At 74.1% G+C, this 26796-nt stretch carries 26 protein-coding genes and 1 pseudogene; 11 read left to right on the top strand and 16 right to left on the bottom strand.

The genetic code is table 11. The features are described from left to right. Positions 1–3: 3 nt before the first annotated feature. The 4 genes from ACFC1T_RS29740 to ACFC1T_RS29755 all read right to left on the bottom strand — a co-directional run bounded on the left by ACFC1T_RS29740 (position 4) and on the right by ACFC1T_RS29755 (position 2294). Positions 4–243, bottom strand: coding sequence for a hypothetical protein (locus tag ACFC1T_RS29740; protein WP_375893400.1), 240 nt, complete (start codon positions 241–243; stop codon positions 4–6). Further along, positions 240–1118 carry an alpha/beta fold hydrolase gene (locus tag ACFC1T_RS29745; protein ID WP_375893402.1) on the bottom strand — a complete coding sequence of 293 codons (879 nt, stop codon included), beginning with the start codon at positions 1116–1118 and terminating at the stop codon, positions 240–242. The genes ACFC1T_RS29740 and ACFC1T_RS29745 overlap by 4 nt, the downstream gene beginning before the upstream one ends. 4 nt (positions 1119–1122) lie before the next feature. After that, positions 1123–1764 carry a dihydrofolate reductase family protein gene (locus ACFC1T_RS29750; RefSeq protein WP_375893403.1) on the bottom strand — a complete coding sequence of 214 codons (642 nt, stop codon included), beginning with the start codon at positions 1762–1764 and terminating at the stop codon, positions 1123–1125. A gap of 179 nt (positions 1765–1943) precedes the next feature. Continuing rightward, entirely contained in the window at positions 1944–2294 is a 351-nt protein-coding gene (locus tag ACFC1T_RS29755) for a hypothetical protein (protein ID WP_375893404.1), read from the bottom strand. A gap of 368 nt (positions 2295–2662) precedes the next feature. On the opposite strand from ACFC1T_RS29755, the gene ACFC1T_RS29760 reads away from it, so the two are divergent. Then, complete coding sequence (locus tag ACFC1T_RS29760) at positions 2663–3430, top strand: alpha/beta hydrolase (protein ID WP_375893406.1); 768 nt, start codon at positions 2663–2665, stop codon at positions 3428–3430. A gap of 65 nt (positions 3431–3495) precedes the next feature. Here ACFC1T_RS29760 and ACFC1T_RS29765 read toward each other — a convergent pair whose 3' ends face one another. After that, on the bottom strand, positions 3496–4347 hold the full coding sequence (locus ACFC1T_RS29765) for an alpha/beta fold hydrolase (protein ID WP_375893407.1): 852 nt from the start codon (positions 4345–4347) through the stop codon (positions 3496–3498). A 231-nt stretch (positions 4348–4578) separates the two neighbouring features. Here ACFC1T_RS29765 and ACFC1T_RS29770 point away from each other — a divergent pair, with 231 nt between their 5' ends. Beyond that, the gene (locus tag ACFC1T_RS29770) at positions 4579–5856 is read left to right on the top strand and encodes a hypothetical protein (protein ID WP_375893408.1); all 1278 of its coding nucleotides are present in this window, start codon (positions 4579–4581) and stop codon (positions 5854–5856) included. Between the two features lie 2 nt (positions 5857–5858). Here ACFC1T_RS29770 and hrpB read toward each other — a convergent pair whose 3' ends face one another. Both hrpB and ACFC1T_RS29780 read right to left on the bottom strand, forming a co-directional pair. Continuing rightward, positions 5859–8369: an ATP-dependent helicase HrpB gene (hrpB, locus tag ACFC1T_RS29775; protein ID WP_375893409.1), complete on the bottom strand. Its 2511-nt coding sequence runs from the start codon at positions 8367–8369 to the stop codon at positions 5859–5861. 5 nt (positions 8370–8374) lie between these two features. After that, positions 8375–9271, bottom strand: coding sequence for a class I SAM-dependent methyltransferase (locus ACFC1T_RS29780; protein WP_375893411.1), 897 nt, complete (start codon positions 9269–9271; stop codon positions 8375–8377). A 415-nt stretch (positions 9272–9686) separates the two neighbouring features. Between ACFC1T_RS29780 and rpsA the strand changes: the two genes are divergently transcribed. Together rpsA and ACFC1T_RS29790 are read left to right on the top strand one after the other, a co-directional pair. After that, entirely contained in the window at positions 9687–11177 is a 1491-nt protein-coding gene (gene rpsA / locus ACFC1T_RS29785) for a 30S ribosomal protein S1 (protein ID WP_329928268.1), read from the top strand. 271 nt (positions 11178–11448) lie between these two features. Next, positions 11449–13656: an MMPL family transporter gene (locus ACFC1T_RS29790; RefSeq protein WP_375893414.1), complete on the top strand. Its 2208-nt coding sequence runs from the start codon at positions 11449–11451 to the stop codon at positions 13654–13656. 40 nt (positions 13657–13696) lie between these two features. Here the strand turns inward: ACFC1T_RS29790 and ACFC1T_RS29795 are convergent, their stop codons facing one another. Further along, a complete protein-coding gene (locus tag ACFC1T_RS29795; protein WP_375893416.1) occupies positions 13697–14128 on the bottom strand; it encodes a MarR family winged helix-turn-helix transcriptional regulator in 432 nt (143 codons plus the stop codon). Positions 14129–14190: 62 nt separating this feature from the next. Here ACFC1T_RS29795 and ACFC1T_RS29800 point away from each other — a divergent pair, with 62 nt between their 5' ends. From ACFC1T_RS29800 to ACFC1T_RS29810, 3 genes are all read left to right on the top strand, one after another. Beyond that, entirely contained in the window at positions 14191–14832 is a 642-nt protein-coding gene (locus ACFC1T_RS29800; protein WP_375893418.1) for an MBL fold metallo-hydrolase, read from the top strand. A gap of 47 nt (positions 14833–14879) precedes the next feature. Continuing rightward, positions 14880–15479 (top strand): dephospho-CoA kinase, encoded by a 600-nt coding sequence (gene coaE, locus ACFC1T_RS29805; protein ID WP_375893420.1) that lies wholly within the window; start codon positions 14880–14882, stop codon positions 15477–15479. 108 nt (positions 15480–15587) lie between these two features. Beyond that, entirely contained in the window at positions 15588–16127 is a 540-nt protein-coding gene (locus tag ACFC1T_RS29810) for a GNAT family N-acetyltransferase (protein WP_375893422.1), read from the top strand. Between the two features lie 29 nt (positions 16128–16156). Here ACFC1T_RS29810 and ACFC1T_RS29815 read toward each other — a convergent pair whose 3' ends face one another. Then, positions 16157–16885, bottom strand: a complete 729-nt coding sequence (locus ACFC1T_RS29815) for a hypothetical protein (protein WP_375893424.1) — start codon at positions 16883–16885, stop codon at positions 16157–16159. Between the two features lie 70 nt (positions 16886–16955). Between ACFC1T_RS29815 and ACFC1T_RS29820 the strand changes: the two genes are divergently transcribed. Beyond that, positions 16956–17846, top strand: a complete 891-nt coding sequence (locus tag ACFC1T_RS29820) for a LysR family transcriptional regulator (protein WP_375893426.1) — start codon at positions 16956–16958, stop codon at positions 17844–17846. A gap of 55 nt (positions 17847–17901) precedes the next feature. After that, positions 17902–18243 carry a hypothetical protein gene (locus ACFC1T_RS29825; protein WP_375893428.1) on the top strand — a complete coding sequence of 114 codons (342 nt, stop codon included), beginning with the start codon at positions 17902–17904 and terminating at the stop codon, positions 18241–18243. 31 nt (positions 18244–18274) lie between these two features. Here the strand turns inward: ACFC1T_RS29825 and ACFC1T_RS29830 are convergent, their stop codons facing one another. Next, complete coding sequence (locus ACFC1T_RS29830; RefSeq protein ID WP_375893430.1) at positions 18275–19177, bottom strand: alpha/beta fold hydrolase; 903 nt, start codon at positions 19175–19177, stop codon at positions 18275–18277. Between the two features lie 121 nt (positions 19178–19298). Between ACFC1T_RS29830 and ACFC1T_RS29835 the strand changes: the two genes are divergently transcribed. Both ACFC1T_RS29835 and ACFC1T_RS29840 read left to right on the top strand, forming a co-directional pair. Then, a complete protein-coding gene (locus ACFC1T_RS29835; RefSeq protein ID WP_375893432.1) occupies positions 19299–20288 on the top strand; it encodes a DUF5937 family protein in 990 nt (329 codons plus the stop codon). Positions 20289–20440: 152 nt separating this feature from the next. Beyond that, positions 20441–20995 (top strand): hypothetical protein, encoded by a 555-nt coding sequence (locus tag ACFC1T_RS29840; protein ID WP_375893434.1) that lies wholly within the window; start codon positions 20441–20443, stop codon positions 20993–20995. 78 nt (positions 20996–21073) lie between these two features. On the opposite strand, the gene ACFC1T_RS29845 is transcribed toward ACFC1T_RS29840, so the two are convergent. The 6 genes and pseudogenes from ACFC1T_RS29845 to ACFC1T_RS29870 all read right to left on the bottom strand — a co-directional run. Next, positions 21074–21880: a hypothetical protein gene (locus tag ACFC1T_RS29845; RefSeq protein ID WP_375893436.1), complete on the bottom strand. Its 807-nt coding sequence runs from the start codon at positions 21878–21880 to the stop codon at positions 21074–21076. Positions 21881–22504: 624 nt separating this feature from the next. Continuing rightward, positions 22505–23770 carry an alpha/beta hydrolase gene (locus tag ACFC1T_RS29850; protein WP_375893437.1) on the bottom strand — a complete coding sequence of 422 codons (1266 nt, stop codon included), beginning with the start codon at positions 23768–23770 and terminating at the stop codon, positions 22505–22507. 191 nt (positions 23771–23961) lie between these two features. After that, positions 23962–24849 carry a LysR family transcriptional regulator gene (locus ACFC1T_RS29855; RefSeq protein WP_375893438.1) on the bottom strand — a complete coding sequence of 296 codons (888 nt, stop codon included), beginning with the start codon at positions 24847–24849 and terminating at the stop codon, positions 23962–23964. A gap of 281 nt (positions 24850–25130) precedes the next feature. Then, on the bottom strand, positions 25131–25655 hold the full coding sequence (locus ACFC1T_RS29860) for a DUF6879 family protein (protein ID WP_375893439.1): 525 nt from the start codon (positions 25653–25655) through the stop codon (positions 25131–25133). A gap of 67 nt (positions 25656–25722) precedes the next feature. Beyond that, entirely contained in the window at positions 25723–26652 is a 930-nt protein-coding gene (locus ACFC1T_RS29865; RefSeq protein WP_375893440.1) for an aminoglycoside phosphotransferase family protein, read from the bottom strand. A gap of 44 nt (positions 26653–26696) precedes the next feature. Then, a pseudogene (locus ACFC1T_RS29870) lies at positions 26697–26796 on the bottom strand (IS481 family transposase); the annotation flags it as partial.

Below are 26796 nucleotides of genomic sequence, written 5' to 3' on the forward strand. Positions count from 1 at the left end.
GGTTCAGCTCCTGCGGTCCGTGACCGTCCAGGCGTCACCCAGGTCGTGGCGCAGTGCCGCCAGGGCGGCGTCGGCGGCGGTGCGGAACGACTCCCACTGCTCCGGGGTCCAGGGGGAGGGGCCGCCCGGGTCGTCCCGGTCGAGGGAGGGCTGGTACCGGTCGGAGAGCCGCCTCAGTTCGTCCCGGGTGGCCGGGGCCGGTGGGGGGCGGTTCGTCGAGTGTGCCCACCCACCCCGCCTCACCCCGGTCCGAGCGCGAGCATCGCCCCGGTCACCTCGCCGACCGCCGCGTCGGGGATCGCGGTGGCGGCCTCCGGGAGGACGAGCAGCCGCGCCCCGGGGATCTCGCGGGCGAGCGCCTCGCCGTTGCCGAGGGGGAAGAACGGGTCGCGGCGGCCGTGGACGACGAGCGTGGGGACCCGGATCCCGGGCAGGCGCTCGCGCCAGCGGGGTGTGCAGTCGAGCGTGGCGAACACCAGGCCCAGCTGGTTGGCCAGTTGGACCGGGGGAGCGGTGCCGGGTGTACGGTCCCAGATGCGCGCGGCGGTCGCGCGGGCGGTGCCGGGGTCGTTGCCGAGGATCTCCGCGCCGGCGGCGGCGAACTCCGCCACCGCCGTGCGGCTGCTCCAGTCCGGCGCGGGACGGGCGAACAGTCGGCTCATCGTCGCCGGGTCGTGGTCGGGGAGGTCGTCGTCGGGCGGGCCGGGGGCGACCGCGCGGGTGCCGACCAGGGTGAGGGCGCAGAACGCCTCCGGGTGGTCGAGCGCGGCCACCTGGGCGACCATGCCGCCGACGCCGATCCCCGCGAGGTGCGCGGGCCTTCCGCCGCCGCCGAGCGCGCCGGCCAGGGCGGCGGCGTCGGCGGCGAGGTCGCGCAGGGTGTAGCCGGGCGCCTGCGGGTCCACCGTCGTCGACGTCCCGCTGTCGCGCAGGTCGTAGCGCACCACCCGGCGCCCGCCGGCGGCGAGGCGTTCGCAGAGGGCGTCGGGCCAGGACAGCATCGTCGGCCCGCCCACGAGCAGGACGAGCGGCGCGTCGTCGGCACCGAACGACTCGGTGCCCGAGACGACCCCGTTGGCGTGGACGGCGGCGCGCACGGCGGCGTGGGCGGCGGTCATCGGGTCACCGGGCCCCGTCGTCCCCGAGACCGCGGTCGGGCAGGCTCATGTCGCCCGTCCTGGGCGTGCCCTCGGCGAGCCCGTACCGCAGGTAGACGGTGCCCTGCGGGCCGGCCACCGGGGGTTCGAGGAGCGTGAGGTTCGTGGGCACCGCGCCCTCCTCGAAGACCTTCTTCCCGACGCCGAGCACGATCGGGTGCACCCAGAGGTCGAGGCGGTCGAAGAGCCTCTCGCGCAGGAGGGTCTGCACCAGGTTCAGGCTCCCGACGACCTTCACGTGCTCGTGCCGGTCGCGGATCTCGCGCACCGCGCCGGCCAGGTCGGGGCCCAGCCGGGTGGAGCCGGCCCACGGGAGCCCGGTCGTGCCCCGGGAGGCCACGTACTTCGGGACGCGGTTGAACAACTCGGCGATCTCGCCCTCCTTCTGCTGCGGCCAGTAGGCGGCGAAGAGGTCGTACGTGCGCCGGCCGAGCAGCAGCGCGTCCGTGCCCTCGTACGCGGCGAGGATCTGCGCCCCCGTGGCCTCGTTCAGCAGCGGCGCCTGCCAGCCGCCGTACGGGAACCCCTCCGGGTCCTCGTCGGGCCCGCCGGGCGCCTGGCCGACGAGGTCGAGGGTCGCGAACATCTCGATGTGAATGAGGCCCATGGCTGTACTCCTGGTGAGGTCGGTCGGTCCCGTCGAGATGTAGACCGGTCGGGGCCGGAAAACTCATCGCCACGCCGACACCCGGTTTCACCATCGAGCAGGCTGGACACGGACGGCCCCGCGCGGGAAGTCGGCGGGGGCGACTTCCTGTGCCGGGCCGTCCTCGCGGGGTCGGGTGGTCAGGGGGCGGAGTCGATGCGGACGGAGCCGATCGAGGTCGGCGGGGTGAAGAACAGGGGGCTCCGGCCCTGCCGGATGACGGTGCCGGTGCAGTTGCGGGACTGGAAGACGGTGGCGCTGCCGTTGCCCGCCCGGTTCCCCACGGCGATGCTCTGGATGTGGGTGGTCAGCGAGGGGTTGACGCACTGCCCGACCGTGACCTGCCGGGAGCTGACGGTGGTGCCGTCGTCGATCTGCAAGGACGTGGGGCCGGCGGAGGCCGCCGTGGCGGCGGTCGCGAGGACGGTCGCCAGGGCGATCGATCCGATGGTGCCGCCGGTGCGGACGAGCCGGGACGGGGGGACGCGCATGGGGGTGCCCTTCCTCCGAGGGATCACGCGGGCCCGGGGAGGGCCCGGTGCCACCTTGACCGGGGGCGGTCACGGCTGTCCCGAGATCGGCCGGGAGTTCCCCCGAAAGAGCGGTCGGCCCTGCGGAGTTGTGGCCGCGGAGCGGGAAGTCGACCGGGCCGACGTCCGGTGCGCACGGGTGGGAAAAGGGGTTGAGGGATGATCGCCCGGGCTGGTAGCTTCCGTGTGACCGTGCAACCGCCCGAGGAGGTGAGACCCATGAACGCTGGACCCATATGGGTGCTCCCCCGCTCGTCACGGTCGGGCGATTGACGTAGGTGTCGCCGGGAGCGCCTCGACAGCCAGGCACTCCCGAAAGGCAACACCTCGTGCACTCTCCGCACTTCACCGCGCAGTCGTCCTCGAACGGCGTCCTTGAGCGCGACTTCACCCTGGGCGAAGTCCCCGGTGTCCTCTGGTCGCCGGCCTCCGGCGCGGCCGACCGCGCGCCCCTGGTCCTGATGGCCCACGGCGGCGGCAACCACAAGAAGCACCCGGCGATGTCCGGCCGGGCCCGACTCCTGGTGGCCGGCTGCGGCTTCCACGTCGCCGTCGTCGACGCACCCGGTCACGGCGACCGGCCGCGCACGGCGCACGACGAGGCGGAGATCGCCGCCCTGTACGCGGCCCGGGCGGCGGGCGAGCCGGAGGGCCCGATCGTCGTGCGCTACAACGACCACCTGGCGGAGCAGGCCGTGCCCGAGTACCGGGCGCTGCTGGACGCCCTCCAGGAGCTCCCGGAGATCGGCGCCGACGGGCCGGTCGGCTTCTGGGGCATCAACATGGGCACCGCGATCGGGATCCCCTTCGTGGCGGGCGAACCCAGGGTCTCCGCCGCCGTCTTCGGCCAGCACTGGCCCGACACCCTGGCCGAGCAGGCGAAGCGGATCACCGTCCCGATCGAGTTCGACCTCCAGTGGGACGACGAGCACATCACGCGCGAGGAGGGCCTCGCGCTGTTCGACGCCTTCGCCTCGACGGAGAAGTCCCTGCACGTGAACTCGGGCAGGCACAAGGACCTCCCCCGGTTCGAGGCGGACAGCGCGGCCCGCTTCTTCGCCCGGCACCTCGGCCGCCCGGCCGCCCCGTCGGCCTGACCCGTACGGTCCCGGCGCGGGACGCCCGGCGCGGGAAGTCGGCCCCGTCGACCTCCCGCGCCGGTTCAGCCCGCGAGGTGTTCCAGGAGCAGCGGTACGACCTGGTCGGCGTTGGCTTCCGGCAGCCAGTGGGTGGCGCCCTCCAGGGCCACGAACCGGTACGGGGCGCTCACGTGCGCGGCCGTCAGGTCCGCGGCGTCGCGGCCCAGGGCCCGGTCCTCGGTGCCCCAGACGTAGAGCGTGCGGACGGTGATCTCGCCGGCCGGGATCCGGAGTTCCTCGTTGACGGCCCGGTACCAGTTGAGCCCGGCCGTCAGCACTCCGGGCTCGGTCAGCCGTCGGACGTTGGACTCGGCCAGCTCCGCCGGCAGCACGTCCCGGTAGATCGCCCGCAGCCGGGCCGCGTCGTCGGCCAGCACGGCTTGCTCGGCCACGTGCTCCGGCAAGCGGAACTCCCTTATGTACTGCGAGCGTTCGCGCTGGTCGCCGCCGTTGTTCAAGGCCGCGTAGAGCGCCTCGGGGTGCGGGGTGGAGAGCACGGTCAGGCTGTGCAGCCGCTCGGGGTGGGTGGAGGCCAGTGCCCAGGCGACGAGGCCGCCCCAGTCGTGGGCGACCAGGTGGAAGCGTGGTGCGTCCAGGGCGTCGGCGAAGCCGAGGGCGTCCGCGACCAGCAGTTCGACGGCGTAGTCCGCGATGTCCGCGGGGCGGGCGTCGGGGGAGTAGCCGCGCTGGTCCACCGCCACCGCGCGGTAGCCAGCCGCGGCCAGTGCGGTCAGCTCGGCGCTCCAGCAGTCGGCGAACTCGGGGAACCCGTGCAGCAGCAGGACGAGTTCACCATCGGCGGGCCCGGCGGCCAGCCCGTCGAAGGTGTGCCGGCCGACGCTCAGGCGTACGGCGGTGGGGAGGGGTGAGGACACGGGTCAGCTCCTGTCGGTGGCACGTCAACGAGATGATCAGACCACGCGGTCGGGCCGGGCGACGGCGGATCCCCGGATCCCGCGTGGTTCACTCCGGGCGGGACGGGCCAGGGGGCGCGGCGGCTCCTGCGGGCGCCGGCATCATCCCGGCGCGCGCCTTCCGGGCAGGGGGGAGCGCCGATCGGTCCCTAGGCTGGGTGCCGGCCCGCCAGCCCCGTCGAAGGACCGCGTATGCGCCGCTCCCGTCTGCTGCTGTCCCTGGCCCTGTCCGCCGTGACCGCCGGTGCCCTCGTCGCCGCCGATGCCGCGCCGGACGGGTCGGCCGCGCCGGACGGGCCGGACGGGCCGGTCCGCTCGGTGAGCCTGCCGGTGCTGCGTGATCCGCAGGCCCAGCAGAAGCTCCACCGGATGACGGACCCGGTGCAGGACTGGGTGGAGTCCGGCGCCCCGGCGGCGGACGGCTATGCCGGGACGGTGATCGACGCGTCGGACCAGCACGCCGACCTCTACTGGAAGGGCGAGGCCCCGGCAGAGGTCCGGAGGCTGCTCGACGCGCACGCCGACCCCGGCTACACCGTGGACGTGCACCACAGCCCGTACTCCCGGGCGGAGATGCGCGCCGCGATCGACCGGTTCACCGCCGCAGTGGCGCCCGGGGCCTGGACGTCGATCGGCCCGCAGGAGGACGGCGCCGCCATCGCGATCACGTACGCGCCGACGGCGGCCGCGCGGCTGACCGGGGGCGACGCGAGCGAGCGGGCGTACTCCCGGCGGGCCGCCGAGCTCGCCGGGATGCCGGTGACGGCCGCCGTCGGGGGCGCCCCGGCGGCGCTGTCCGGCAGCCGGCACTCCGACGGCGCGCCGTACTACGCGGGCGCCGAGGTCAGCACCGGGAGGTCCGCGTTCTGCTCGACCGCGTTCAGCGGGTGGAAGGGCCGGACCAAGGTGCTGCTGACCGCCGCGCACTGCGGCAACGGCCGGTACTACAACGGCACCGGCGCGTACATCGGCGACCTGTCCGCGATCGGCGACGGTCTGGACGTCGGCACGGTCGCGATCAACGGTGACGGCGCCGGCCGGTTCTACGACGGCGCCTGGTCGGACCGCGGCGGTTCCTCACGGCACACCTACGGGGCCGGGCGCAACAACGTGGGGGACCTCGTCTGCCTGAGCGGTGCCCAGTCGGGGTGGACGTGCGACGTGCAGGTCAGGAAGGTCGACGTCGAGACGACGAACGACGAGGGGACGAGGATCAAGCCGGTGGACGTCGCGGAGTCGAAGGGCGGCGACCGGCGCGCGATCGGCGCGAAGGGCGACAGCGGCGGCCCGGCGCTGGCCAACCCGTCCGGTCCGAACGGCGACATGGAGGCCCGCGGCGTGATCGTGGCCGGAGGGTCGGAGGTCGGCTGCCCGGCCGGATCGACGGCGCACCCGACGACCTGCTTCGCCCAGGTGCTGTACGTGCCGATGACGCCGGTGGTGAACCGGCTGGGCTTCTCGCTCTCCTGACGTCACTTCCGGGTGTTGGCGCGGCGGGTGGGTTCGGCCGTGGTCGGGTCCTCGGGCCAGGGGTGGCGGGGGTAGCGGCCCCGTAGTTCGGCGCGGACGGCTCGGTATCCCTCGCGCCAGAACGACGCCAGGTCGCCGGTGACGGCGGCGGGGCGGCCCGCCGGGGAGAGCAGGTGGATGGTCAGCGGCACGCGGCCGGCGGCCACGGCGGGGGTCGTGGTCCAGCCGAAGAGTTCCTGCAACTTGACGGCCAGGACCGGGCGTTCGGTGCCGTAGTCGACCCGTATCCTCGAGCCGGACGGCACGGTGATGCGTTCGGGGGCCAGTTCGTCGAGGCGGCCCGCTTCGCCGGTGGCCCAGGGGAGGAGACGCTGGAGGGCGGCCGTGGTGTCGATCCTCGCGAGGTCGGCGCGGCGGCGGGCGCGGGACAGTTCGGGCTCCAGCCATTCGTCGGCGCGCTCCAGCAGGGCCTCGTCGGAGACGTCGGGCCAGGGGTCGCCGAGGGCGGTGCGGAGGAAGGCGAGGCGTTCGCGGAGGCCGGAGGTGAAGGTCAGCAGCTCGCTCACGCCCTCGCGGGCGAGGCCGTCCAGGAGGGCGCCCCGGACGAGGGCCGGGTCGGGGCGCTTGAGGGGCTTCTCGGTGAGTTCGACGGCGCCGAGGGATTCGACCCGGCGGGAGGTGACCTCGCCCCGGCGGGTGTCCCAGTGGACTTCCTCGCGGGCGGTGACGAGCGGGGCGCCGGCCTGGAGGGCGGTGGACTCCTCCAGCGCCGCGGCGTGCAGGATGCGGGCCGAGTGCGAGCCGGCCGGGCGGTCGGCGGCGGCGACGGCGAGCCAGGGGAGGGAGCCCAGGGCCGTGCCGGGCGCGAGTTCGGCGGCCGTGCCGGAGGCCATCAGGTACGGGCTGCGCTCGCCGGGGGCGGGCCGCTCGACCCGGGCGCGGGCGATGCGTTCGGGGAAGGCGAGGGCGACGACGAGGCCGACGGCGGTGGCGTCGGGCAGGGCGGTCGTGCCTTCGTCGGAGGTGGCGCGCCGCAACCGGCGGACTTCGTCGCGCCAGCGGCCCGCGTACGGGTCCCGGGAGTCCTGCACCGCCCGCCAGACCGCGCCGAGGTCGTCGCCGAGGGCGCGCGGCGGTTCTTCGGAGAGCAGGGCGACCACCTCGGCCGCCCGGCGGGCACCGACGGCCGCGGCCCCGTCGACCAGGGCGCGGCCCAACCGGGGGTGCAGCCCCGTACGGGCGAGCCGGACGCCGCGGGCCGTGGCCCGGCCGTCGCCGTCCACCGCGCCGAGGGCGGTCAGGGTCTGCCGGGCGGCGGCCATCGCCCCGGCGGGCGGGGCGTCGGGCAGGGCGAGCCCGGTGGCGTCCGGGTCGCCCCAGCAGGCGGTCTGGAGGGCGAAGGAGGTGAGGTCGGCGAGGGCGATCTCGGGGGTGGGAAAGCGGGCGGCGAGGGCGTCCTCGGCTTCGTTCCAGCAGCGGTAGACGGTGCCGGGGGCCTCGCGCCCGGCCCGCCCGGCGCGTTGGCGGGCCGCGGCGAGCGAGGCCCGTACGGTGACCAGTCCGGCCAGCCCCCGGGCGTGGTCGGTGCGCGGCTCGCGGGCGAGTCCGGCGTCGACGACGACCCGTACGCCGGGCACGGTGAGCGAGGACTCGGCGACGGCGGTGGCGAGGACGACCCGGCGCCCCTGGGACGGGGTGAGCGCGGCGTCCTGGACGGTCTGCGGGGCGCGGCCGTGGAGTTGCAGCACCTCGGCCGGGGCGCCGCTCAACTGCCCCGCCACCCGGGCGATCTCGCCGACCCCGGGCAGGAAGCAGAGCACGTCCCCGTCCTGCTCGCCCAGCGCCCGCCGCACCACGGCCGCGACGTGGTCGAGCAGCGCCGGATCGACCCTGGTCCCGTGCGCGGGCCGGACGGCGCGCGGCGGCGGAGCCCACACCACGTCGACCGGGTGGGACACCCCGTGCGCCGCCACCACCGGTGCGCCGCCGAGGAGTTCGGCCCAGGCCCCGGTGTCGGAGGTGGCCGAGGCGCAGACCAGCCGCAGTTCGGGCCGCAGCGCCGCCCGGACGTCGAGCAGGAAGGCGAGCGCGGTGTCGGCGTCCAGGTGCCGTTCGTGGCACTCGTCCAGGACGACCACGTCCACCCCGGGCAACTCCTGGTCGCGCTGGAGGCGTTGCAGCAGCACCCCGGTGGTGACCACCTCGACCACGGTGTCGGGGCCGACGCGCCGCTCCCCGCGCACGGTGTAGCCGACCTCGCGCCCCACGGACGAGCCGAGCAGCCAGGCCATCCGCCGGGCGGCGGCCCGGACGGCGAGCCGGCGCGGTTCGGCGACCAGCACCCGGCGCACCGGCCGGCCGTCGGCGAGCAGCCCCGCCAGGGCGAGCGGCACCAGGGTCGTCTTGCCGGTGCCGGGCGGGGCGGCGAGGACGGCCGTGCCGCCCCCGTCCAGGGCCTCGTGCAGCGCGGGGAGGGCGGTACGGACCGGGAGTTCGCGCCACGCGGGGTTCAAGGGGCTCAGCCCCGCTCGGTGACGAAGATCGCCGTGCCGGGGATCAGCCGCCCGCGCAGCGGGGACCAGCCGCCCCACTCCTGCTCCAGCCCGGCCGGCCACTCGGGCTCGACCAGGTCGACCAACCGGAAGCCGGCGGCGACGAGTTCGCGGACCCGGTCGCCCACGGTGCGGTGGTGCTCGACGTAGGTGGCGTGGCCGTTCTCGTCCTGCTCGACGTACGGGGTGCGGTCGAAGTAGGAGGACATCGCGGTCAGGCCCTCGACGCCGGGCTCGTCGGGGAAGGCCCAGCGGATCGGGTGGGTCACCGAGAACACCCAGCGCCCGCCGGGCCGCAGCACCCGGTGCACCTCGCGCATCAGCCGCTCGGTGTCGGCGCTGAACGGCACGGCGCCGTAGGCGGAGCAGGCGAGGTCGAAGGAGGCGTCCGCGAAGGGCAGGACGGCCGCGTCGGCCTGGACGACGGCGACCGGCTCCACGCCCCGGCCGAGGTCGATCCGGCGGGAGTGCTGGAGCTGGCGGTAGGAGATGTCGAGGGCGACGGGGCGGGCGCCGCGGGCGGCCAGCCAGCGGGAGCACTGGGCGGCGCCGGCGCCGATCTCCAGCACGTCCCGGCCCGCCACGTCGCCGAGCAGGCGGGCGTCGGCCTCGTCCAGGCCCTCGGGGCACCAGGTGAAGCGGTCGTCGCCGAGGAACTCGCCGTGCTCGTCCTGGTACTCGTCGGCGTTGCGGTCCCACCAGTGCCGGCTGGCCCGGCTGCTCTCGCCGAGCCCGGCCTCGCGCCGGACCGCGTCGTCGCCGTCCTCCTCCTCCAACTCGTCGGATCCGTCGGCCCCTGCGGGAGAGGTGTCAAGATCGTGAAGGGCGGACTGGGGGGTGGTGGCCACGGTGACAATGCCCATCGCGTAGGGTATGGAGTGCGGAAGCGCCGCTGCCGCGAAACGGCCCCGACCGGGGCCGGATCCTGGCGGTGGCATCCGGGGAAGGGCCCCTTCGGGCGCCACCGCGAGGTGCGCAACCGGAGGATATGGCCTGATCCGTACCAGGCTCCACCGTCTTGCCTCTTCTGGCGTTGACCGTGCCTGGCCGTCCCCGTATGCTACAAGTTGCGCTGCGGGCCTGCGCGCCTCGGACGGAGCAGGTCGCGCTCGCATCTGTCGAAGACCCCACGGTCGCAAGACGGACGCCGATTTCTCGTTGTTCACGGGATTTCCGGTGTGCCGTGTTCTTGGCTGTCCGGCTTTCGGTGGGAGCGATACGGGCCCTCCGCGTGGCATTACCTACGACTTTCATGTCCGTACCGGAGCCCTTTTCCTAATGACGAGCCCCACCGACTCCTCCCTCAGCACCACCCCGCAGGTCGCGGTCAACGACATCGGCGACGCGGAGGCCTTCCTCGCCGCCATCGACGAGACCATCAAGTACTTCAACGATGGCGACATCGTCGAGGGCGTCATCGTGAAGGTCGACCGTGACGAGGTCCTCCTCGACATCGGTTACAAGACCGAGGGCGTCATCCCGTCCCGCGAGCTCTCGATCAAGCACGACGTTGACCCGCACGAGGTCGTCGCCGTCGGTGACAACATCGAGGCCCTGGTTCTCCAGAAGGAGGACAAGGAGGGTCGTCTCATCCTGTCCAAGAAGCGCGCTCAGTACGAGCGTGCCTGGGGCACGATCGAGAAGATCAAGGAAGAGGACGGGATCGTCACCGGTACCGTCATCGAGGTCGTCAAGGGTGGTCTCATCCTCGACATCGGCCTCAGGGGCTTCCTCCCCGCCTCGCTGGTCGAGATGCGCCGCGTCCGCGACCTCCAGCCCTACGTGGGCAAGGAGCTCGAGGCCAAGATCATCGAGCTGGACAAGAACCGCAACAACGTGGTCCTGTCCCGCCGTGCCTGGCTGGAGCAGACCCAGAGCGAGGTCCGCCAGACCTTCCTCACCACCCTCCAGAAGGGTCAGGTGCGCTCCGGCGTCGTCTCCTCGATCGTCAACTTCGGTGCCTTCGTGGACCTGGGTGGCGTCGACGGCCTGGTGCACGTCTCCGAGCTGTCCTGGAAGCACATCGACCACCCGTCCGAGGTTGTCGAGGTCGGCCAGGAGGTCACCGTCGAGGTTCTCGACGTTGACATGGACCGCGAGCGCGTCTCCCTGTCGCTGAAGGCGACCCAGGAGGACCCGTGGCAGCAGTTCGCCCGTACCCACCAGATCGGCCAGGTCGTTCCGGGTAAGGTCACCAAGCTGGTTCCGTTCGGTGCGTTCGTCCGCGTGGACGAGGGCATCGAGGGTCTGGTCCACATCTCCGAGCTGGCCGAGCGCCACGTCGAGATCCCGGAGCAGGTCGTCCAGGTCGGCGACGAGATCTTCGTCAAGGTCATCGACATCGACCTCGAGCGTCGTCGCATCAGCCTGTCGCTCAAGCAGGCCAACGAGGCCCTGGGTGCCAACCCGGCCGAGGTCGAGTTCGACCCGACCCTGTACGGCATGGCCGCCTCGTACGACGACCAGGGCAACTACATCTACCCGGAGGGCTTCGACCCCGAGGCGAACGACTGGCTGCCCGGCTTCGAGAAGCAGCGTGAGGAGTGGGAGCGCCAGTACGCCGAGGCGCAGACCCGCTTCGAGCAGCACCAGGCCCAGGTCATCAAGAGCCGCGAGGCCGACGCCGAGGCCGCTGCCGAGGGTGGCGACGCCGTCGCCGCCGCTGCCGGTGGTTCCTACTCGTCCAGCAGCGACGAGGGCTCGGGCGCCCTGGCCTCCGACGAGGCCCTGGCCGCCCTGCGCGAGAAGCTGGCCGGCGGCCAGAGCTGAGGCTCTCGCCCCCCGCTAGCTGACAGCTAGGGAACGGGCCCCATCCGGATCACTCCGGGTGGGGCCCGTTTCGCGTTCTCCGACCGTTTCGCGCGCCCCTCACGCTTTCGTTTCACACCGTCGTTCGCACCTTCGATTCACGCCTTCGTTTTCCGGTTTGACTTATGTGTGGTTTATGTGAAGGGAAATGTGAGATGAGGCTCATTGCCCTGCTATAGGCCGGACTTCGGGTTGCACCTACATTGAGTGGAGCTGCCCGAAAGGCTCCTTCATGCGCATGCGCAACCCCTCCTCCGCCGTCCCCACCGCCGTGGTCGGTGGCCGGCTCGCCGCGATCGGCCGGTTCTGTTTCCGCCACCGTCGCTGGGTGCTCGGCTTCTGGGCCGCGGTCCTCGTCGTCGGGGTGCTGATCGGCGGCCGGGTGTTCGAGGGTTCGGTGGCCGGGGCCTCCTCCGCGACCGCCGAGGCGGACCGGGGCAGTGCGGTGGTCGCCGCGGCCGACCCGGTGAAGGGGACGCTGACCGCGGTGGTGGACGGCAGGCCGGTGGACGACCCGGCCGTACGGTCCGCCGTGCAGAAGGCCACCGCCGAGATCGCGGCGCTGCCCGGGGTCGCCGGCACCCAGGACCCGTACGGCTCCGGCCCGGGTGCGGCCGCGCTGCGGGCCGCCGACGGCAGGGCCGGCCTGGTCAGCGTACGGATGGCCGACACCGCGACCTCCGCGCAGACCGACGCGGCCACCCACCGGCTGGCCGCCCTGAACGGCGCGGGCGGGGCGCACGTGACCGTCGGCGGGGACCTCGTCCTCCAGCAGGAGGTCAAGAAGCAGACCGAGCAGGACACCCGCTTCGGCGAGATGGTGACCCTGCCGCTCACCCTGGTCGTCATGGTGCTGGTGTTCGGCGGCCTGGCCGCCGCCGCACTGCCGGTGATCGGCGCCGTCGCCTCGGTGGGCGGGGCGCTGCTGGCCATGTTCGGGTTCAGCCGGATCATGGACATCGACACCAGCGTGCTGCCGATCGCCACCGTGCTGGGGCTCGGGCTCTCGATCGACTACGCCCTGCTGATGGTGAATCGTTTCCGCGAGGAGCGCGGCCACGGCGCGGGCATCGCCGCCGCGGTCGAACGCACCGCCGCGACCGCCGGACGCACCGTCGCCTTCTCCGGACTGACCGTGGCCGTGGCGCTGTCCGGACTGTTCGTCTTCACCAGCCCGGTGCTGGGCGCGGTCGCCGCCGCCGGGGTGAGCGTGGTGGTGATCGCGGTCGCCGCCGCGCTCACCCTGATCCCCGCGCTGCTCGGCTTCGCCGGCGGCCGGATCAGGACACCGAGCGCGCCCGTCCCCGACGAGGGCTTCTTCAGCCGTACCGTGCGCCGGGTCCGCAAGCGGGCGGTGCTCGTGACCCTCGCCTGCGTGGGCGTGCTGATGGCGGCCGGGGCGCCGTTCCTGCACGCCGACATGCGCAGTTCCGGCGCCGCCGTGCTGCCCGCCTCCTCGGCCGGGCGGCAGGTCGCGGAGGCGATCGACCAGCGCTTCCCGCAGATCGCGGCCGCGCCGATCACCGTCGTGGTCGAGGGCGGGGCGCCGGTGGCCCAGGCGTACGCGGACGAGGTGGTGGCCAAGCTGCCGGGCGTCAGCGCGGTCCGGGCCGTGACACCGGTGAGCGGGGCGGTGTCGACGGTCGACGTGCTGGTGCACGGGGACCCGCAGGGTGCCACGGCCAAGCAGGTGGTGGACGAGCTGCGGGCCGACCGGGGCGGGTTGAAGACCTACGTCACCGGCGGCGCGGCCTCGGTGGTGGACTTCCAGGACGAGCTGCTGGCGCGCGGGCCGTGGGCGCTGGGCCTGGTCGCGGCCGGGACGCTGGTGCTGCTGTTCCTGATGACCGGCTCGGTGGTGATGCCGGTCAAGGCGCTGCTGATGAACGTGCTGTCACTGGGCGCCTCGCTCGGCGCGCTGACCCTGGTGTTCCAGGACGGCTGGCTGAGCGGGCTGCTCGGGTTCAGCTCGACGGGCGGGCTGGAGACCTTCATCCCGGTGCTGGTCTTCGCCTTCGCCTTCGGGCTCTCCATGGACTACGAGGTGTTCCTGCTCGCCCGGATCAAGGAGCTGACCGACCGCGGGTACGGCTGCGTCCGGGCGGTGGAGCTGGGCGTCCAGCGCAGCGGTCGGATCATCACCTCGGCGGCGCTGCTGATGGTGATCGTCTTCGCGGGCTTCGCGCTCGGGGACATGCTCATGGTCAAGCAGATGGGCATCGCGCTGGCGGTGGCCGTCGCGGTGGACGCCACCCTGGTGCGCTGCCTGCTGGTGCCGGCCGCGATGAGCCTGTTCGGCGAGTTCAACTGGTGGGCGCCCGCACCGCTGCGACGGCTGCACCGGCGGTTCGGGCTGAGCGAGCACGTGGACCTGCCGGAGATCGAGCCGGCGGTGCTCCCGGCGCAGCGGCCGGCGGCCAAGGATCTGGTCGAGGCGTAGCAGGACCGGGCGGCGGCTGCCCTGCCGGAGCGACGGCGGTTCACGCGAGGCGGTTCAGCAGGCCGACGGCGGTGCGCAGTTGCTCGCGCTCGGTGGTGCTGAGGCGGGACTCGATGGCGGTGGCGATGTGGTGCTCGCGGCGGGCGCGCTGGTCGAGCAGGGCCAGTCGGCCCGCTTCGGTGGTGGCGATCAGCTGCTTGCGGCCGTCGGTGGGGTGGGGCTGCTGGGCGACCAGGCCGGCCTCGGACATCAGGGCGACGGTGCGGGCCATCGACTGGTGGCGCACCCGGCGGAGCTCGGCGAGCTCGGCGACGGTGTAGGAGCGTTCGTCGCGGACCAGCAGACCGAGCACCGCGGCCTGGTTGGGCGGCAGGTCGTCGCTGTCGCGCAGGGTGCGGACCAGGCTGCCGAGGGCGGAGCGCAGGTCGGCGGCGAGATCCAGGGTGTCCGGGTGCGGGGCGTTGCTGGGCATGGGAGAAGTGTATCGGGAATTTGTGCAGCAAGACTGTACAGCTGTGCTGTATGGTTTCCTCCATGCGAATCACGAAGTTCGGACACGCCTGCGTACGCGTCGAGCACGCCGGAACCACGCTCGTCATCGACCCCGGAGCCTTCACCGACCCCGCCGCCCTGGCCGGGGCCGACGCCGTCCTGATCACCCACGAGCACATGGACCACTTCGAGCCGTCCCGGCTGCGCGCCGCGCTGGAGGCCGACCCTGCACTGCGGGTGTGGACCAACGGCGAGGTCGCCGCCCAGCTGGACGGCGTCGGGCAGCGGACCACCGTCGTCGGCGAGGGCGACGCCTTCGAGATCGGCGGGGTCGGGGTCTCCGTCCACGGCGAGTGGCACGCCGAGATCCACCGGGACATCCCGCTGGTGAAGAACATCGGCTTCCTCCTCGACGGCCGGCTGTTCCACCCCGGCGACGCCTTCACCGTGCCGCCGCACGCCGTGGACACCCTGCTGCTGCCCCTCGCGGCGCCGTGGAGCAAGGCCGGCGAGGTGGTCGACTACGTCCGGGAGTCGGGCCCCCGGGTGGCGGTGCCGGTGCACGAGGCGACGCTCAGCCCGATCGGGCACATGATCGCCACCCGGCTGCTCGGGCCGGACGGGCCGGGGACCGGATCGGAACTGACCGTGCTGGGCGACGGCGAGAGCCTGGAACTGGGCTGAGCCGGGCCGGGCTGACGCGTCCGTCGCCGCGCCGGTAGCCTGACGCCATGCTGAAGATCGGACTGACCGGCGGGATCGGCGCGGGCAAGAGCGAGGTGTCCCGGCTGTTCGCCGCGCACGGCGCGGTGATCGTGGACTCCGACCTGATCGCCCGTGAGGTGGTCGCCCCCGGGACGGACGGCCTGGCGGCCGTGGTCGCCGAGTTCGGCCCGCAGGTGCTGCGCGAGGACGGCGCGCTGGACCGGCCGGCCCTCGGGGCGGTCGTGTTCGCCGACCCGGAGAAGCTCCGGGCGCTGAACGCGATCGTCCACCCGCTGGTGCGGGCCCGCTCCGCCGAACTGGAGGCGGCGGCCGCGCCGGACGCGGTCGTCGTGCACGACGTGCCGCTGCTCGCCGAGAACGGGCTGGCACCGCTGTTCGACCTGGTCGTGGTGATCGACGCGGACGACGAGGTCCGGCTGGACCGGCTGGTGCGGCTGCGCGGGATGGCCGAGACGGAGGCCCGGGCCCGGATGGCCGCGCAGGCCTCGCGGGCGGACCGGCTGGCGGTCGCCGACCTGGTGATCGACAACGGCGGGCCGCTGGACGCGCTGTCGGCGCGGGTCGACGAGGTCTGGGCGCAGCTGGTCGAGCGGGCCGCCGTCTAGGACCTTCCCCGGCCCTCCTCCCCTGGGGACGACCGTCGGATCATGTGACCGATCCGGTGGTCCGGAGGGGACTCGGACGCCGTTCCGTGGGGAAGGGAGCATGGAGTGATGGATGATCGTTTTTCCCCTGAACCGCTGAACGTCGAGCGCTTGGAGAACTACTCCCGCGCCGAACAGGACCAGATCCTCGGCCCCGGCGAGGACCCGTACGGCGTCGCCTACACCGGGCTCGCCTTCCGGCCCAAGGACGTGCACTTCGGCATCCGGGCCGCCGACGGCCGGCTCGTCGCCCACACCGGGCTGCTCCCGGTCCCGCTCACCGTCGGCGGCACCGACCTGGACGCGATCGGCGTCGGCGGTGTCTGCGTCGCCGCCGAACGGCGCGGCGAGGGGTTGGCGCACGCCGTGGTCGGCAGCGCCGTGGACCACGGGCGCGCGCTCGGCTTCCGGTATGCGCTGCTGTTCTGCCGCCCGCCGCTGGCGGCGTTCTACCGGGGGCTCGGCTTCCGGGAGGTGGCCGAGGAGGTGACGGTCGAGCAGCCGGAGGGGCGGCTCGCGGTCATGCCGCTGCGCACCATGTGGCGGCCGCTGGCGGAGGGCGCCGGGTGGCCGGAGGGGCCGGTGCGGCTGCGCTCGCTGCCGATGTGAGGGTCGATCGGCTGCCGGCCGGCTGAGGCTCAGGCCGCCCTGGCCCAGCCGGTGTCCGCGTGGGCGACGGCGGCCTCCGCCAGGGCGCGGATCATCGGGTGGGCCCGGGTGCCGTCGCCGGACAGCTCCGGCTGGAACAGCGAGGCCAGGAAGAACGGGTGCCCGGGCAGTTCGAGGATGCGGACCTCGCCGGACGGGTCCGCGCCGCTGAAACGCAGCCCGTGGGCGTGCAGCCGGTCCAGGTAGTCGGCGTTGAGGCCGTAGTTGCAGCGGTAGCGCTCCTGGGTGGCGGTGGCACCCAGGGTGCGCTCGGCCAGGCTGCCGGGAGTGATCGCGACGGCGCCCTCGTGGCCGACCAGGGAGCAGCTGAGCGGGACGATCACCTGCTCGTCGAGGTCCGGGTCCTGCTCGCCGTTGACGGCGTTGGTGATGCCGCAGACGTTCCGGGCGAACTCCAGCGCCGCGTGCTGGAACCCGGCGCAGGTGCCGAGGAAGGGGATGCCGTTCTCGCGGGCGGTCCGGATCGCGGCCAGGGCGCCCTGCTCGCTGCGGTACGGGCTGCCGGGCAGCAGCCAGACGGCGTCGAAGCCGTCGAGCGCGCCCGGGGCCCCGGCGTCCTCGGTGGGGATCCAGTAGGCGTCCAGGACCAGTTGCTCGCGCTCGGCGAGGGAGGCGAGCAGGCCGGGGACGCGGGCGTGCGAGCGGACGGCGGGGGAGCGGTCGCCGACCAGGGCGATCCGGGGGGTCAGATAGGTCATGGGGCTATCCTGACCCCGCATCCGAGATCAGCGCCAACGATGATTTCTTACACCTCGATCAGATCGGTTGATGGCCGCCGTGGATCCGCAGCAGCTCCGCACCTTCGTCACCGTCACCCGGCTCGCCTCCTTCTCCGAGGCGGCCCGGGACCTCGGCTACACCCAGTCCGCGGTGTCCCAGCAGATCGCCGCGCTGGAGGCCGACCTCGGCACCGCCCTGCTGGGCCGCCGTCCGGTCGCCCCCACCGCGGCCGGACGGCGACTGCTGGAGCACGCCGCCCCGCTGCTGGTCCGCTTGGAGGCGGCGCGCGCCGACGTCGCGCGCCTGGCCGGCGCCCCGAGCGCCCGGCTGGTGCTCGGCGCCACCCCGCTGGCGGTCGGAGCGGCCCTGGGGCACGCGCTCGGCGAAGTGCGCCGGGCGTTCCCGCAGGTGGAACCCGTCGTCCAGGTGCTCGCCCAGGGGGTGCTGCCCGCCCAGGTCGCCACCGGCGAGGTCGACCTCGCGCTGATCGACGGCCTGGCCGCGCCCAGCGACCCGCTGCCGCTGCCCGAGGTCGGCCCGCTGACCACCGTCGCCGTCGACGAACAGCCGCTCGCCGTCGCCCTGCCGCTCGGACACCCGCTGGCCGGCCGCCCCGGCCTCGCCCTCGCCGACCTGTCCGCCGCCCGCTGGCTGGACGCCCCCGACCTCACCCCCACCGCGGACCGGCTGCGCGCCGCCACCGGCACCGACGGCTTCCGGCCCGCCACCCGCTACCGCGGCACCGACCTGCACGGGCTGCTCACGCTGGTCGCCGCCGGACACGGACTCACCCTGCTGCCCGCCCCCGTCCTCGCCCGGGCGCCCGGCATCGCGTCCGCCCCGATCGCCGCACCCCGACTGGTGCACCGCACCGAACTCCTCCACGGCAGCCTGCCGGAGGGGCCGGCGGCGCTGCTGGTACGGCTGCTGGCGGGGTGAGGGGGCGGTCGGTATTTCACTTGGCGGGTTGACCGGCACCCGGCAGAGTCGGCGCATGACGCGCGACGACCTCGTCGGGATGCTGGCCGGGCAGACACCGGCCTGCGGCCCCGCACGTGAAGCCCTGCTCGCCGGGGGCACCTTCGACATCGGGGGCACCCTGGTCCCGGCCAGACGGCACTTCGGCGTCTTCCGGCGTCGACTCCAGCGCACCCGGCGAATCGGGGTCGAGGTGCCCGGTCTCGCCGAGAGCGTCGTGATCTTCGAAGCGGCCGGGGACGAGGGCCTGCGCCTCGGCGTGATCAAGGCGCCGGACCAGATCTTCTGGGTCTACTTCAACGCCGCGGCCACGATGGTCATGGCCTGCATCGGCGGCCGCTGGCAGGGGAAGGGCTGACGCCGGGCCGAACGGCGCTCGGTCGCAGCGGTCAGGCCGCGGTCCGGCGGTCGTCGGTCCGGTGCTCGTCGGTCCGGTGCTCGTCGGTTCGGGTGAGGAAGGCGGCCACGGTGGCGGTGAGCTCCGCCGGGTCGTCGAGCCAGGGGTAGTGGCCCGCGCCCGGCTGGACGGTGAGGGTGACGTCGGGGAAGAGTGACGCCGCCGCGGTGGCGGAGGCCGCGGTGGGCCAGAGGTCGACCTCCCCGGCGAGCAGCAGGACCGGGCAGGTGAGCGTGGCCAGTCGGCGGCGCAGGGCCTCGGTGTCGGGGGTGTAGTCGGCGTAGTAGTGCTCGCTGACCGGCAGGGAGCGCTGGGCCGGGTCGGCGGCGGCGTGGGCGCGGGCTGCGGCGTCCCAGCGGCCGTACATCAGCGGCTCGAAGGCGAAGCGGTGCCGGGCGGCCTCGGCGAAGCTGGTCGCGGACCGCATCCCGTCGTACCCGAGGACGGCTACGGCGTGCCAGGGCTCGCCCGCCCGGGCGGCGATCACCTCCCGCGCACCGGTGTCGGAGGGCAGGCCGACGGCGGCGAAGGAGGGGGTGAGCAGGGTGAGGCTGGTCAGGCGGTCGGGGTGGGCGGCTGCGTAGAGCATGGCGAGGGCGCCGCCGGCGGAGTGGCCGAGCAGGTCGATCCGGTCCAGGCCGAGGTGGCGGCGCAGTGCCTCGACGTCGGCGACCAGGCGGTCGACCCGGTAGCTCGCCGGGTCAGCGGGCGTCCCGGAGGCGCCGGTGCCCCGGGTGTCGGGCAGGATCAGGGTGCGGTGGGCGCCCAGGCCGCCGAGGTCGCCGAGGTACTCGGCGGCGCGGCCGGGGCCGCCGGGGAGGCAGAGCAGCGGCGGGCCGTCGCCGAGGGTGCGGAAGGCCAGGTCGGTGCCGTCGTACGAGGTGAGGAACTCCATGGCGGACAGCCTGGAGGGTCGGTGGGCGCGCGGCTATCGTTCAGCCAGGACTGAATGATCGAGGACCGGGAGACCGAGCACCGGACGACCGAGGAATCGACGATGGAGGGGCGGTGGCCGCGTGGCGGTGGAGATCCGGTTGTCGGCGGCCGAGGTCGCCCGGGTGCGGTTCGCGGTCTCGCCGCTGGCCGAGACGGTGCTCGGGCTGCGGCCGGCGCTCGGGGTCGGTGGGCACGACGTGCACCGGGCGTGGGTGCGCGGGGCCCGGTCGGTGCTCGCCCGTGAACCCGAACTCCCCCTGCTGCGCGACCTGTTGACGGGGTGCCTGCCGTCCTTCCTGTTCCCGGTGCCGGAGCTGCGGCTGCCCTCCTTCGAGGCCGAACTGGCCGGGCTGCGGGCGACCGACCCGGCGTACGTGGCGGCCGAGTGCACCGCCGCCCTGGGCGCCGCCCGGGCGCGTCGGCTGCCGGACGCGGCCGAGCTGTTGGGGCGGGTCGCCGATGCGCTGGAGCGCCTCCACGGCGAGCTGGTCGCCCCGCACTGGGGGCGGATGCGGGCCCTGCTGGAGGCGGACCTGGGCCGCCGGGCGGTGACCCTGGTGGACCGCGGGGTGGAGGGGCTGTTCGCCGAGCTGCACGGTGATGTCGTCTGGCGGGAGGGCGAGTTGGTGGTGCACGGCCGCCGCCGTACCGGGTCGGTGTGGACGGTCGAGGCGGGCGGGCACGGTCTGGCGCTGATGCCGTCGGTCTTCGGTTGGCCGGACGTGATCGTCGACCACTCCCCGCGCGCCGCCGCCTCGATCCGCTACCCGGCGGCCGGGGTCGGGCTGTTGTGGGAGGAGCCCCGGCCGTCCTCCGCCGGGCTGGCCGCCGTGCTGGGGCGCACCCGCGCGGAGCTGCTCGCCGTGCTCGGCGAGCCGTTGAGCACCCCGCAGCTCGCCGAGCGGCTCGGCGTCACCCCTAGCGCCGTCTCCCAGCACCTCGGCGCGCTGCGCGGCGCGGGGCTGGTGGCCACCCGCCGGAGCGGGCGCAACGCGCTGCACCTGCGGACGGCGGTGGGGGCGGTGCTGGTGGGGGAGGCCGGCGCCGTGCAGCCGGGGGCCGAGGGCTGAGGGCCGAGGGCGGGAGTCCCGGGGGCGGGCGGATGTGGAGGGGGTGAACACCACTCGTTCACGTCCCGGACCTGACGATCGTCGCGCGGGCGATGCTGTCATGGGCACAGTCGCCCGGCGAACGGCCGGGCCGGACCGGGAGAGCTTCCCCCATGATGCTCCGTCAGCGTTCCACCGTCATCGTCGCGGTGGCCGCCCTCGCCGCCGCCGGATTCGCCACCGGTACCGCGCAGGCCGCCACGGCCGCGCACAAGCCGGGCAAGTCCGGTGCCACGAGCGCCAGTTGTTCGCAGGCGTACCTGCCGCTGCCCGACCCGTCCTGCACCCCCGGCGCGTACAACCCGGCGGTCACCCAGGCCACCATCGGCCAGACCATCTGCGTCTCCGGCTGGACCGCCACCGTGCGCCCGCCGACCAGCTACACCAACGCGTTGAAGACCCAGCAGATCGCCCAGTACGGCTACGCGGACACCAACCCCGCGGACTACGAGGAGGACCACTTCGTCCCGCTGGAGCTCGGTGGCGCACCGCGCGACCCGCACAACCTGTGGCCCGAGCCGCGCTACGGCAACGAGCCCGCGCAGAGCAAGGACTCGGTCGAGACCAGATTGAAGAACGCGGTGTGCGGCCACAAGGTGACCCTGGACGCGGCCCGCAGCGCGATCGCCAGTGACTGGACCACGGCGCTCAGCCGCCTGGGGCTGTGACCCCGCGGGGTTGAAAGAAGCCGCCAGGTCCGTCCGTTCCCCTGTGCCGGACGGGCCTGGCGGCGGTCTGTCGGTACGTCAGCGGCAGCCGGGGAAGGCCTCGCAGAGCGGGGCCGTCATGCCGGTGGCGACGTACTTGTCCTCGGGAGCCTTCCAGGCGTCCTTGGGCTGGGCGCCGGCCTTGGCCGTCGCCCAGACGGCCAGCTCGGTGACCGCCCCGCCGCCCAGCACCACGTACTCGTGCAGGGTGGCGGTGGAGCCGTCGGGCTGCGGGGCCGTCACGGTGGCGGCGAAGTAGGGCGCGTCGGCCGCGCTGGTCACCTTCACCGTGGCGCCCGGCGCGGTCCTGGCGCAGTTCGTCACGGCCTCGGTGATGCCCCGCTCGATCGCGTAGGCGGTCTGGGCGTTGCCGCTGCTGTGGGTCGGGTCGCCCCAGAAGTCCACGGTCTGCTGGGCCGTCCAGCGGTCCCCGCCGAAGCCGACGGCGGCCTTGGCCCGCGCCGCGCCGTCGGTGTACATGTACTCCTCGCCCTTGGGCGGCGCGGCGTGGCACAGCTCCATGCCCTTGAAGCCGATCGGCCCGGTGACCGGCTTGGCGTTGGCCGCCAGTGGGGCGAAGTGGTAGGTCTCGTCCATCGGGATGCTCTTGGTGTCCGCCCAGGCCTTGGCCGGGACGGCCTTGCCCTGGTCGGCGCCGGTGGTGGGCCCGGCGCCTCCGCCGGTGGGCTTGGCCGTGCCGCCGGCGGGCGCCGCGGTGGTCGGCGCCGCCGGGGCGGCGCTCTTGCCGCCGTCCTGGCCGCTGTCGTCCGGTCCGCAGGCGCTCAGGGCGCCCGCGCAGAGCAGGGCGGCGGCGGTGACGGTGATCAGGCGGGTGCTGCTGCGCACGTGACGATTCCTCGGGTGTCCGGTGTCGTGGAGCGGGGCCGGGGCCGGTGGCGCGCCGGCCACCCGGCCCCGCCGCCCGGCCGACCCGTGACTGCGGGCACTCGGCATGGCTGTTCCCCCCGTTGCTGCTGCCGTCAGACCCCCCTGGCTCCGCAGCTCACCGCAGGTCTGAGGAACGGTCAGAGCGGATGCTGCGTCGACGGCGGACGAAACCTATGACACGGCGGCGCCGGTCGCAAAGCGGGATTCCGCCGGGTGCGCGGGCGAATGCGACGGTTGCAGCGGGCTGGTGGTGAACATGTGTGCGGCCGCGGCGGAACCGATGTCCGGCGGGGAGTGCCGTCCGGCCGGCCCGCGGGCCGCCGGATCCCTTGCCGGGCACCGGATCCGGGCCCCCGGGGCCGGGAACCGGCGGTGGGTCGTGCCCGTTCGGGGCGGCGTCGGCCCGCCCCGGCCGGGGTGCCGATGCCAAGGCTTCCTCCCGGCCGCGGGGCGGATGTGATCCCACCCACGGTCCGGGTCGGGGCAGGTCGCGCGGGGTGTCCGCCTCGTTACGGCTCGGGGTGTCCGGCCCGCCGGGGCTGGGGGTGTCCGGCCCCGGCGGGGCACGGGGTGTCCGGCCCGCTACGGCTGCGGGTGGGTGCCCGGGACGCCGAGTTGGGCGGCGAGCCAGGGGAGGGCCTGGGTGAAGGTGGCGGAGCCGGTCTGCCAGGTGTGCTTGCCGGAGCCGACGGCGGCGGTGGTGCGGATGCCGTCCTTCTTGGCGGCCGCCTCCAGGAGCTTGGCGGACTCGATCTGGCCGTGCTCCTCGTCGCCCTGCCCGAAGTAGCCGGAGACGCCCTGGTACTTGGGGTGGTGGGCGAGCACCGTCAGCGGGTCGTGGGCGGCCCAGGCCGCCGCGTCGCCGCCGTACAGCTCCTGGATCGTGTGGTCCTTGTCGCCGATGTACGGGCCCTTGTCGCCGGAGAAGTCGCCGAAGTGGGTGAAGACGTTGGGGTGCTCGACGACCAGGTCGACGGCGCAGGTGCCGCCCATCGACCAGCCGGCCACGCCCCACTTGTGCGGGTCGGTGGCGGCGTTGAAGGTCTTCTGGACGTACGGGGGGACGTCCTTGAGCAGGTGGCTCTCGGAGTTGCCGTGCGGGCCGTCCACGCACTCGGTGTCCACCCGGAAGCCGCCGGTGGCGTCCACGAAGACCAGGATCGGGGCGAAGCCGTTGTGCTTCGCGGCGAACTCGTCGGCGGTCCGCACCGCGTTGCCCGAGCGGATCCAGTTGTCGGGCGCCGCGAACTCGCCGCCGATCATCTCCAGCACCGGCAGCTTCGGCCGGGCCTTGCTGCGGAACCAGGCCGGCGGCAGGTAGACCAGCTCCTGGCGGTGGGTGAAGCCGCTCGCGGTGTCCGGGATGTCGACCTGGACGATGCGGCCGGTCGTCGTCTTCCCGTGGATCGAGGAGACCTCGGCCAGGGTGATCTGGTCCGGCAGCGGCTGCCCGCTGAGCTCGCCGATCGCGTCGTCGACCGTCGGGTAGTAGCCGGTGGCCATGTTCACGCTGTTCGCGGCGCAGAACAGCGCCAGCAGGACGGTCGGCGCCACCAGCGCCCGCCGCCACCAGCGCGCGCCGCGCCAGCCGAAGCCCAGCACGGCGAGCGCGGCGACCGCCACCCCGCTCCACAGCCACACCCCGAACGGGATCGGGTCGGTGATCCCGGCCAGGGTGAGGACTCCCACCGCGAGGACCGCGGTGAGCAGCAGCGCCGTACCCAGCGCGATCGGCCCCCACTTGCGCTGCCACGCCCGGTCCCGCAGGCCCACCGCGGTCAGGAACAGGGCGAGGGCGGCGGCCTGGACGGTCCAGGGGAACCAGCCGTCGAGCAGCGAGACGTTCATGCGCGGAGGCTAGGGGCGGTGGATGAGAGAGGGCTTAAAGGCTGACCGTTCGCTGGCGACGTCCTGGGAGCGGGCTGGGAGCGCGTTGGGAGTGCGTTGGGAGCGCGTTGGGAGGCCGGGGCGTGGCCGCCTTCGCCACCGTCGCGGCAGCACCCGCCCGCCGTCGGGCGCCGGTCCGAACGGGACGGCTCTCAGCCGACCGGACAGGCTTCGATCAGCGCACCGACCACCACACCGATCGAGGGACGCGCGGTCGAGGTGGAACGCCAGACGGCGAAGACCCGGCGCCGTGGGGCGTCCACCAGGGGCACGAACCGTACTGGAGCGGTGGCCGGTTCACGTCCCAGGCGCGGGATGATGGCGATTCCCAGTCCTGCCGCGACCAGCGCCAACTGCGTGGGGTGTTCCGAGGCGGTGTGGGCGATGCGAGCACGCTTGATGTTGCGCACCAGCCATTCGTGGCACAGCTGCCCGTCGCTCGAGGTGATCCAGTGCTCATCACCGAGGTCGGCCAGGCTCAGCGTCGGGCGGCCGGCGAGCCGATGGTCCGGGGGCAGGGCGATGTCGTAGGTGTCGTCGAGGAGGGCGCGGTGGTCCAGCCCCTGGGGCAGGGCGAGCGGATCCCCGGCCCAGTCCTCGACGACGGCCAGGTCGAGCAGCCCGCGCCGCACCGCCGGGACGGCTTCGTACGGTTCCTGCTCCCGCGCCGACACCGTCAGGGCCGGGTACCGGGCCCGCAGGGCCCGCAGAGCCGATGGGAGCAGCGCGCGGGCGGCGGTGGGGAAGGCCGCGATCGTGAGGTCGCCGGTCACCAGTCCGTGGTGCTGCGCCATCGTCGCCATGACGCGTTCCATGTGCGCGAGCAGTTCCGCGGCCTCCCCGGCGAGCAGGGTGCCGGCCTCGGTCAGGCGAATGCCCCGGCCTTGACGTTCCGCCAGGTGAGTGCCGGTCTCCTGCTCCAGTCGCGCCATCTGCTGCGAGACCGCCGACGTGGTGACGTGCAGGAGTCGGGCCGCGCCCACGACGGATCCGGTCGTCGCCACCGCGTGCAGTACCCGCAAGCGTTCGAGGTTCAACATCTCAGTGATGCTACGAGATGCAGTCAAGAAACATTCACTTGTGCTTTCCGGTGATCGAACCCAGAGTGGGCGCGGCGCAACAGGCCATCACGAATGGCGACGGGGGTATGCCGAGTGACGTCTCGGCGTGCACGTCATTCGGCCTTCTCTACGCGTCCGGCCGATGCCGCTCCTGCCTCAGCCGCCGACCCGTCAGTCGGCGGGTGAGGCAGGGCGGGCACCCTTGACGTCGCGCATCTTCGGGTGGACGGCCCGGGCGGCGACGGGGAGCGGGTTCGTGGTCAGACCGTGTAGTCGGCGTGCGGGGTGCCGCGCTCCCAGACCGTCTCGAAGGCGCCGGAGACCAGCTCCACCACGGCCGGGTCCTCGGAGTACCGGTGCCCGGCCCAGGCGCCGTCGCCGCTGAACCAGTGGAACAGCACCAGGCGGTCGTCGATCAGCCACAGGTCGTTGCCGGGCAGCGGGATGTCCGAGGCCAGCCGCCGGGGCAGCCAGCGCACCTGCTCGCCCGCGGCGAGGTTCACCGTGGTGAGTGCGTGCTCCCAGCGGATGTAGTCGGTGACCGGCTCGGAGACGATCCGCGCCCGGCGCAGCCGGACGCCCCGGCCGACGGTCTCGCGCACCAGCGGCACCCAGCCGGCCCACCACGGGGAGTCCGGGTCGGTGTCGACCGTGCCGGAGCGTTTGAACTCCTCGAAGGCGGCGGCCTCGTCGGCGACGCCGTAGGCGTCCCGCATCTCCAGGTGGACGGCCGTCCGGCGGGCGCCCCTGAGCAGGGCGGTGAAGTCGGGCAGGGGCTCGGTCATCGCGGGCCTTCCGGGGGTGGGTGGGCGTCGGGTGCGGGCGGGCGCGGGCGTCGGGTGCGGGCGTCGGTTACGGGCGGGTGCGGGCGTCGGCGGTGAGGCGGCGGAGGGCGGCGCGGGCGGGCGGGCCCCAGGTGGTCTTGCCGCCGGGGCGGCCGAGGCGGCCGGCCTCGCCGATGTGGATGCCGCCGAGGGCGCGCATGACGGCCCAGCCGCGGGCGCGGCGCAGCGTCGCCCGGTCCGGGGCCGGTCGGTAGGCCCGGTGGAAGAGCTCGGCGCCGCCGTCCGGGAGGAGGGACCAGGCGGCCGCGAGGTCGCTCGCCGGGTCGCCCGCGCAGAGTTCGCCGAAGTCGACGACGCCGCAGAGGGTGCCGTCGGCGGTGAGGACGTTGGCCGGGTGGAGGTCGCCGTGGATCCACAGGGCCGGGCCGGTCCAGTCGGGTGCGCTGACGGCGTCCTCCCAGACGGCGCGGACGGCGCGGACGGCGTCCGGGTCGGGGAGCAGCCCCATGGCGGCGGCCGAGGCCAGCCCCTGGGTGACGTGCTCGGCCTGGGCGGCCAGCGGCTCGCCCCGGGCGCCGGTGGGCGCGGTGGCGGGGGCGGGCCGGTGCAGGGCGGTCAGGAAGGCGGCCAGGGTCCCGGCCGCGGCGGCGGCGCGGGTGACGGGAGCGTGGTCGGCCGGGGTGCCCGGGACCCAGGTGGTGACCAGCCAGGGGTGGGGGAAGCGCTCGGAGGGCTCGCCGAGGCGCCGGGGCGCCGGGATCGGCAGGGGCAGCGGCGAGGGGAGGGCGGGCAGCCAGGCATGTTCCTTGCGCAGCAGGGCACTTGCGTCCTCCGTCACCCAGGGCAGCCGGACGGCGAGGTCCTCGCCGAGCCGCCACATCTGGTTGGACCAGCCGCGTGCACCGAGCCGCAGCGGGAGCTCGGCCAGGTCGGGGTGTTGGTCGCGCAGGAGCTGCCGGACCAGGTCCTCGGTGATCTCGATCGCGGTACGGGGCATGGGGGGAAGGGTAGTTGGGTGCCCGGGTGCCCGGGTGTTTGGGCCTAGGTGTTCTGTCCTGTGAGGTTGGGGACGCGGCTGGCGGGTGGCTTGCCTGCGAGTGCGGTGTGTCCGCGGTGGTGATTGTAGGTGTGGAGCCAGTCG

The sequence above is a fragment of the Kitasatospora sp. NPDC056076 genome (assembly GCF_042266305.1).
GTDB lineage: Bacteria > Actinomycetota > Actinomycetes > Streptomycetales > Streptomycetaceae > Kitasatospora.

Excerpts from the sequence above, each read along its gene's own strand:
- ACFC1T_RS29750 (WP_375893403.1), bottom strand. The coding sequence starts at position 1,764 with ATGGGCCTCATTCACATCGAGATGTTCGCGACCCTCGACCTCGTCGGC.
- ACFC1T_RS29780 (WP_375893411.1), bottom strand. The coding sequence starts at position 9,271 with ATGGGCATTGTCACCGTGGCCACCACCCCCCAGTCCGCCCTTCACGAT.
- coaE (WP_375893420.1), top strand. The coding sequence starts at position 14,880 with ATGCTGAAGATCGGACTGACCGGCGGGATCGGCGCGGGCAAGAGCGAG.
- ACFC1T_RS29770 (WP_375893408.1), top strand. The coding sequence starts at position 4,579 with ATGCGCCGCTCCCGTCTGCTGCTGTCCCTGGCCCTGTCCGCCGTGACC.
- ACFC1T_RS29810 (WP_375893422.1), top strand. The coding sequence starts at position 15,588 with ATGGATGATCGTTTTTCCCCTGAACCGCTGAACGTCGAGCGCTTGGAG.
- ACFC1T_RS29855 (WP_375893438.1), bottom strand. The coding sequence starts at position 24,849 with ATGTTGAACCTCGAACGCTTGCGGGTACTGCACGCGGTGGCGACGACC.
- ACFC1T_RS29865 (WP_375893440.1), bottom strand. The coding sequence starts at position 26,652 with ATGCCCCGTACCGCGATCGAGATCACCGAGGACCTGGTCCGGCAGCTC.
- ACFC1T_RS29795 (WP_375893416.1), bottom strand. The coding sequence starts at position 14,128 with ATGCCCAGCAACGCCCCGCACCCGGACACCCTGGATCTCGCCGCCGAC.
- ACFC1T_RS29755 (WP_375893404.1), bottom strand. The coding sequence starts at position 2,294 with ATGCGCGTCCCCCCGTCCCGGCTCGTCCGCACCGGCGGCACCATCGGA.
- ACFC1T_RS29815 (WP_375893424.1), bottom strand. The coding sequence starts at position 16,885 with ATGACCTATCTGACCCCCCGGATCGCCCTGGTCGGCGACCGCTCCCCC.
- ACFC1T_RS29790 (WP_375893414.1), top strand. The coding sequence starts at position 11,449 with ATGCGCATGCGCAACCCCTCCTCCGCCGTCCCCACCGCCGTGGTCGGT.
- rpsA (WP_329928268.1), top strand. The coding sequence starts at position 9,687 with ATGACGAGCCCCACCGACTCCTCCCTCAGCACCACCCCGCAGGTCGCG.
- ACFC1T_RS29825 (WP_375893428.1), top strand. The coding sequence starts at position 17,902 with ATGACGCGCGACGACCTCGTCGGGATGCTGGCCGGGCAGACACCGGCC.
- ACFC1T_RS29800 (WP_375893418.1), top strand. The coding sequence starts at position 14,191 with ATGCGAATCACGAAGTTCGGACACGCCTGCGTACGCGTCGAGCACGCC.
- ACFC1T_RS29745 (WP_375893402.1), bottom strand. The coding sequence starts at position 1,118 with ATGACCGCCGCCCACGCCGCCGTGCGCGCCGCCGTCCACGCCAACGGG.
- ACFC1T_RS29840 (WP_375893434.1), top strand. The coding sequence starts at position 20,441 with ATGATGCTCCGTCAGCGTTCCACCGTCATCGTCGCGGTGGCCGCCCTC.
- ACFC1T_RS29850 (WP_375893437.1), bottom strand. The coding sequence starts at position 23,770 with ATGAACGTCTCGCTGCTCGACGGCTGGTTCCCCTGGACCGTCCAGGCC.
- ACFC1T_RS29830 (WP_375893430.1), bottom strand. The coding sequence starts at position 19,177 with ATGGAGTTCCTCACCTCGTACGACGGCACCGACCTGGCCTTCCGCACC.
- ACFC1T_RS29860 (WP_375893439.1), bottom strand. The coding sequence starts at position 25,655 with ATGACCGAGCCCCTGCCCGACTTCACCGCCCTGCTCAGGGGCGCCCGC.
- ACFC1T_RS29820 (WP_375893426.1), top strand. The coding sequence starts at position 16,956 with ATGGCCGCCGTGGATCCGCAGCAGCTCCGCACCTTCGTCACCGTCACC.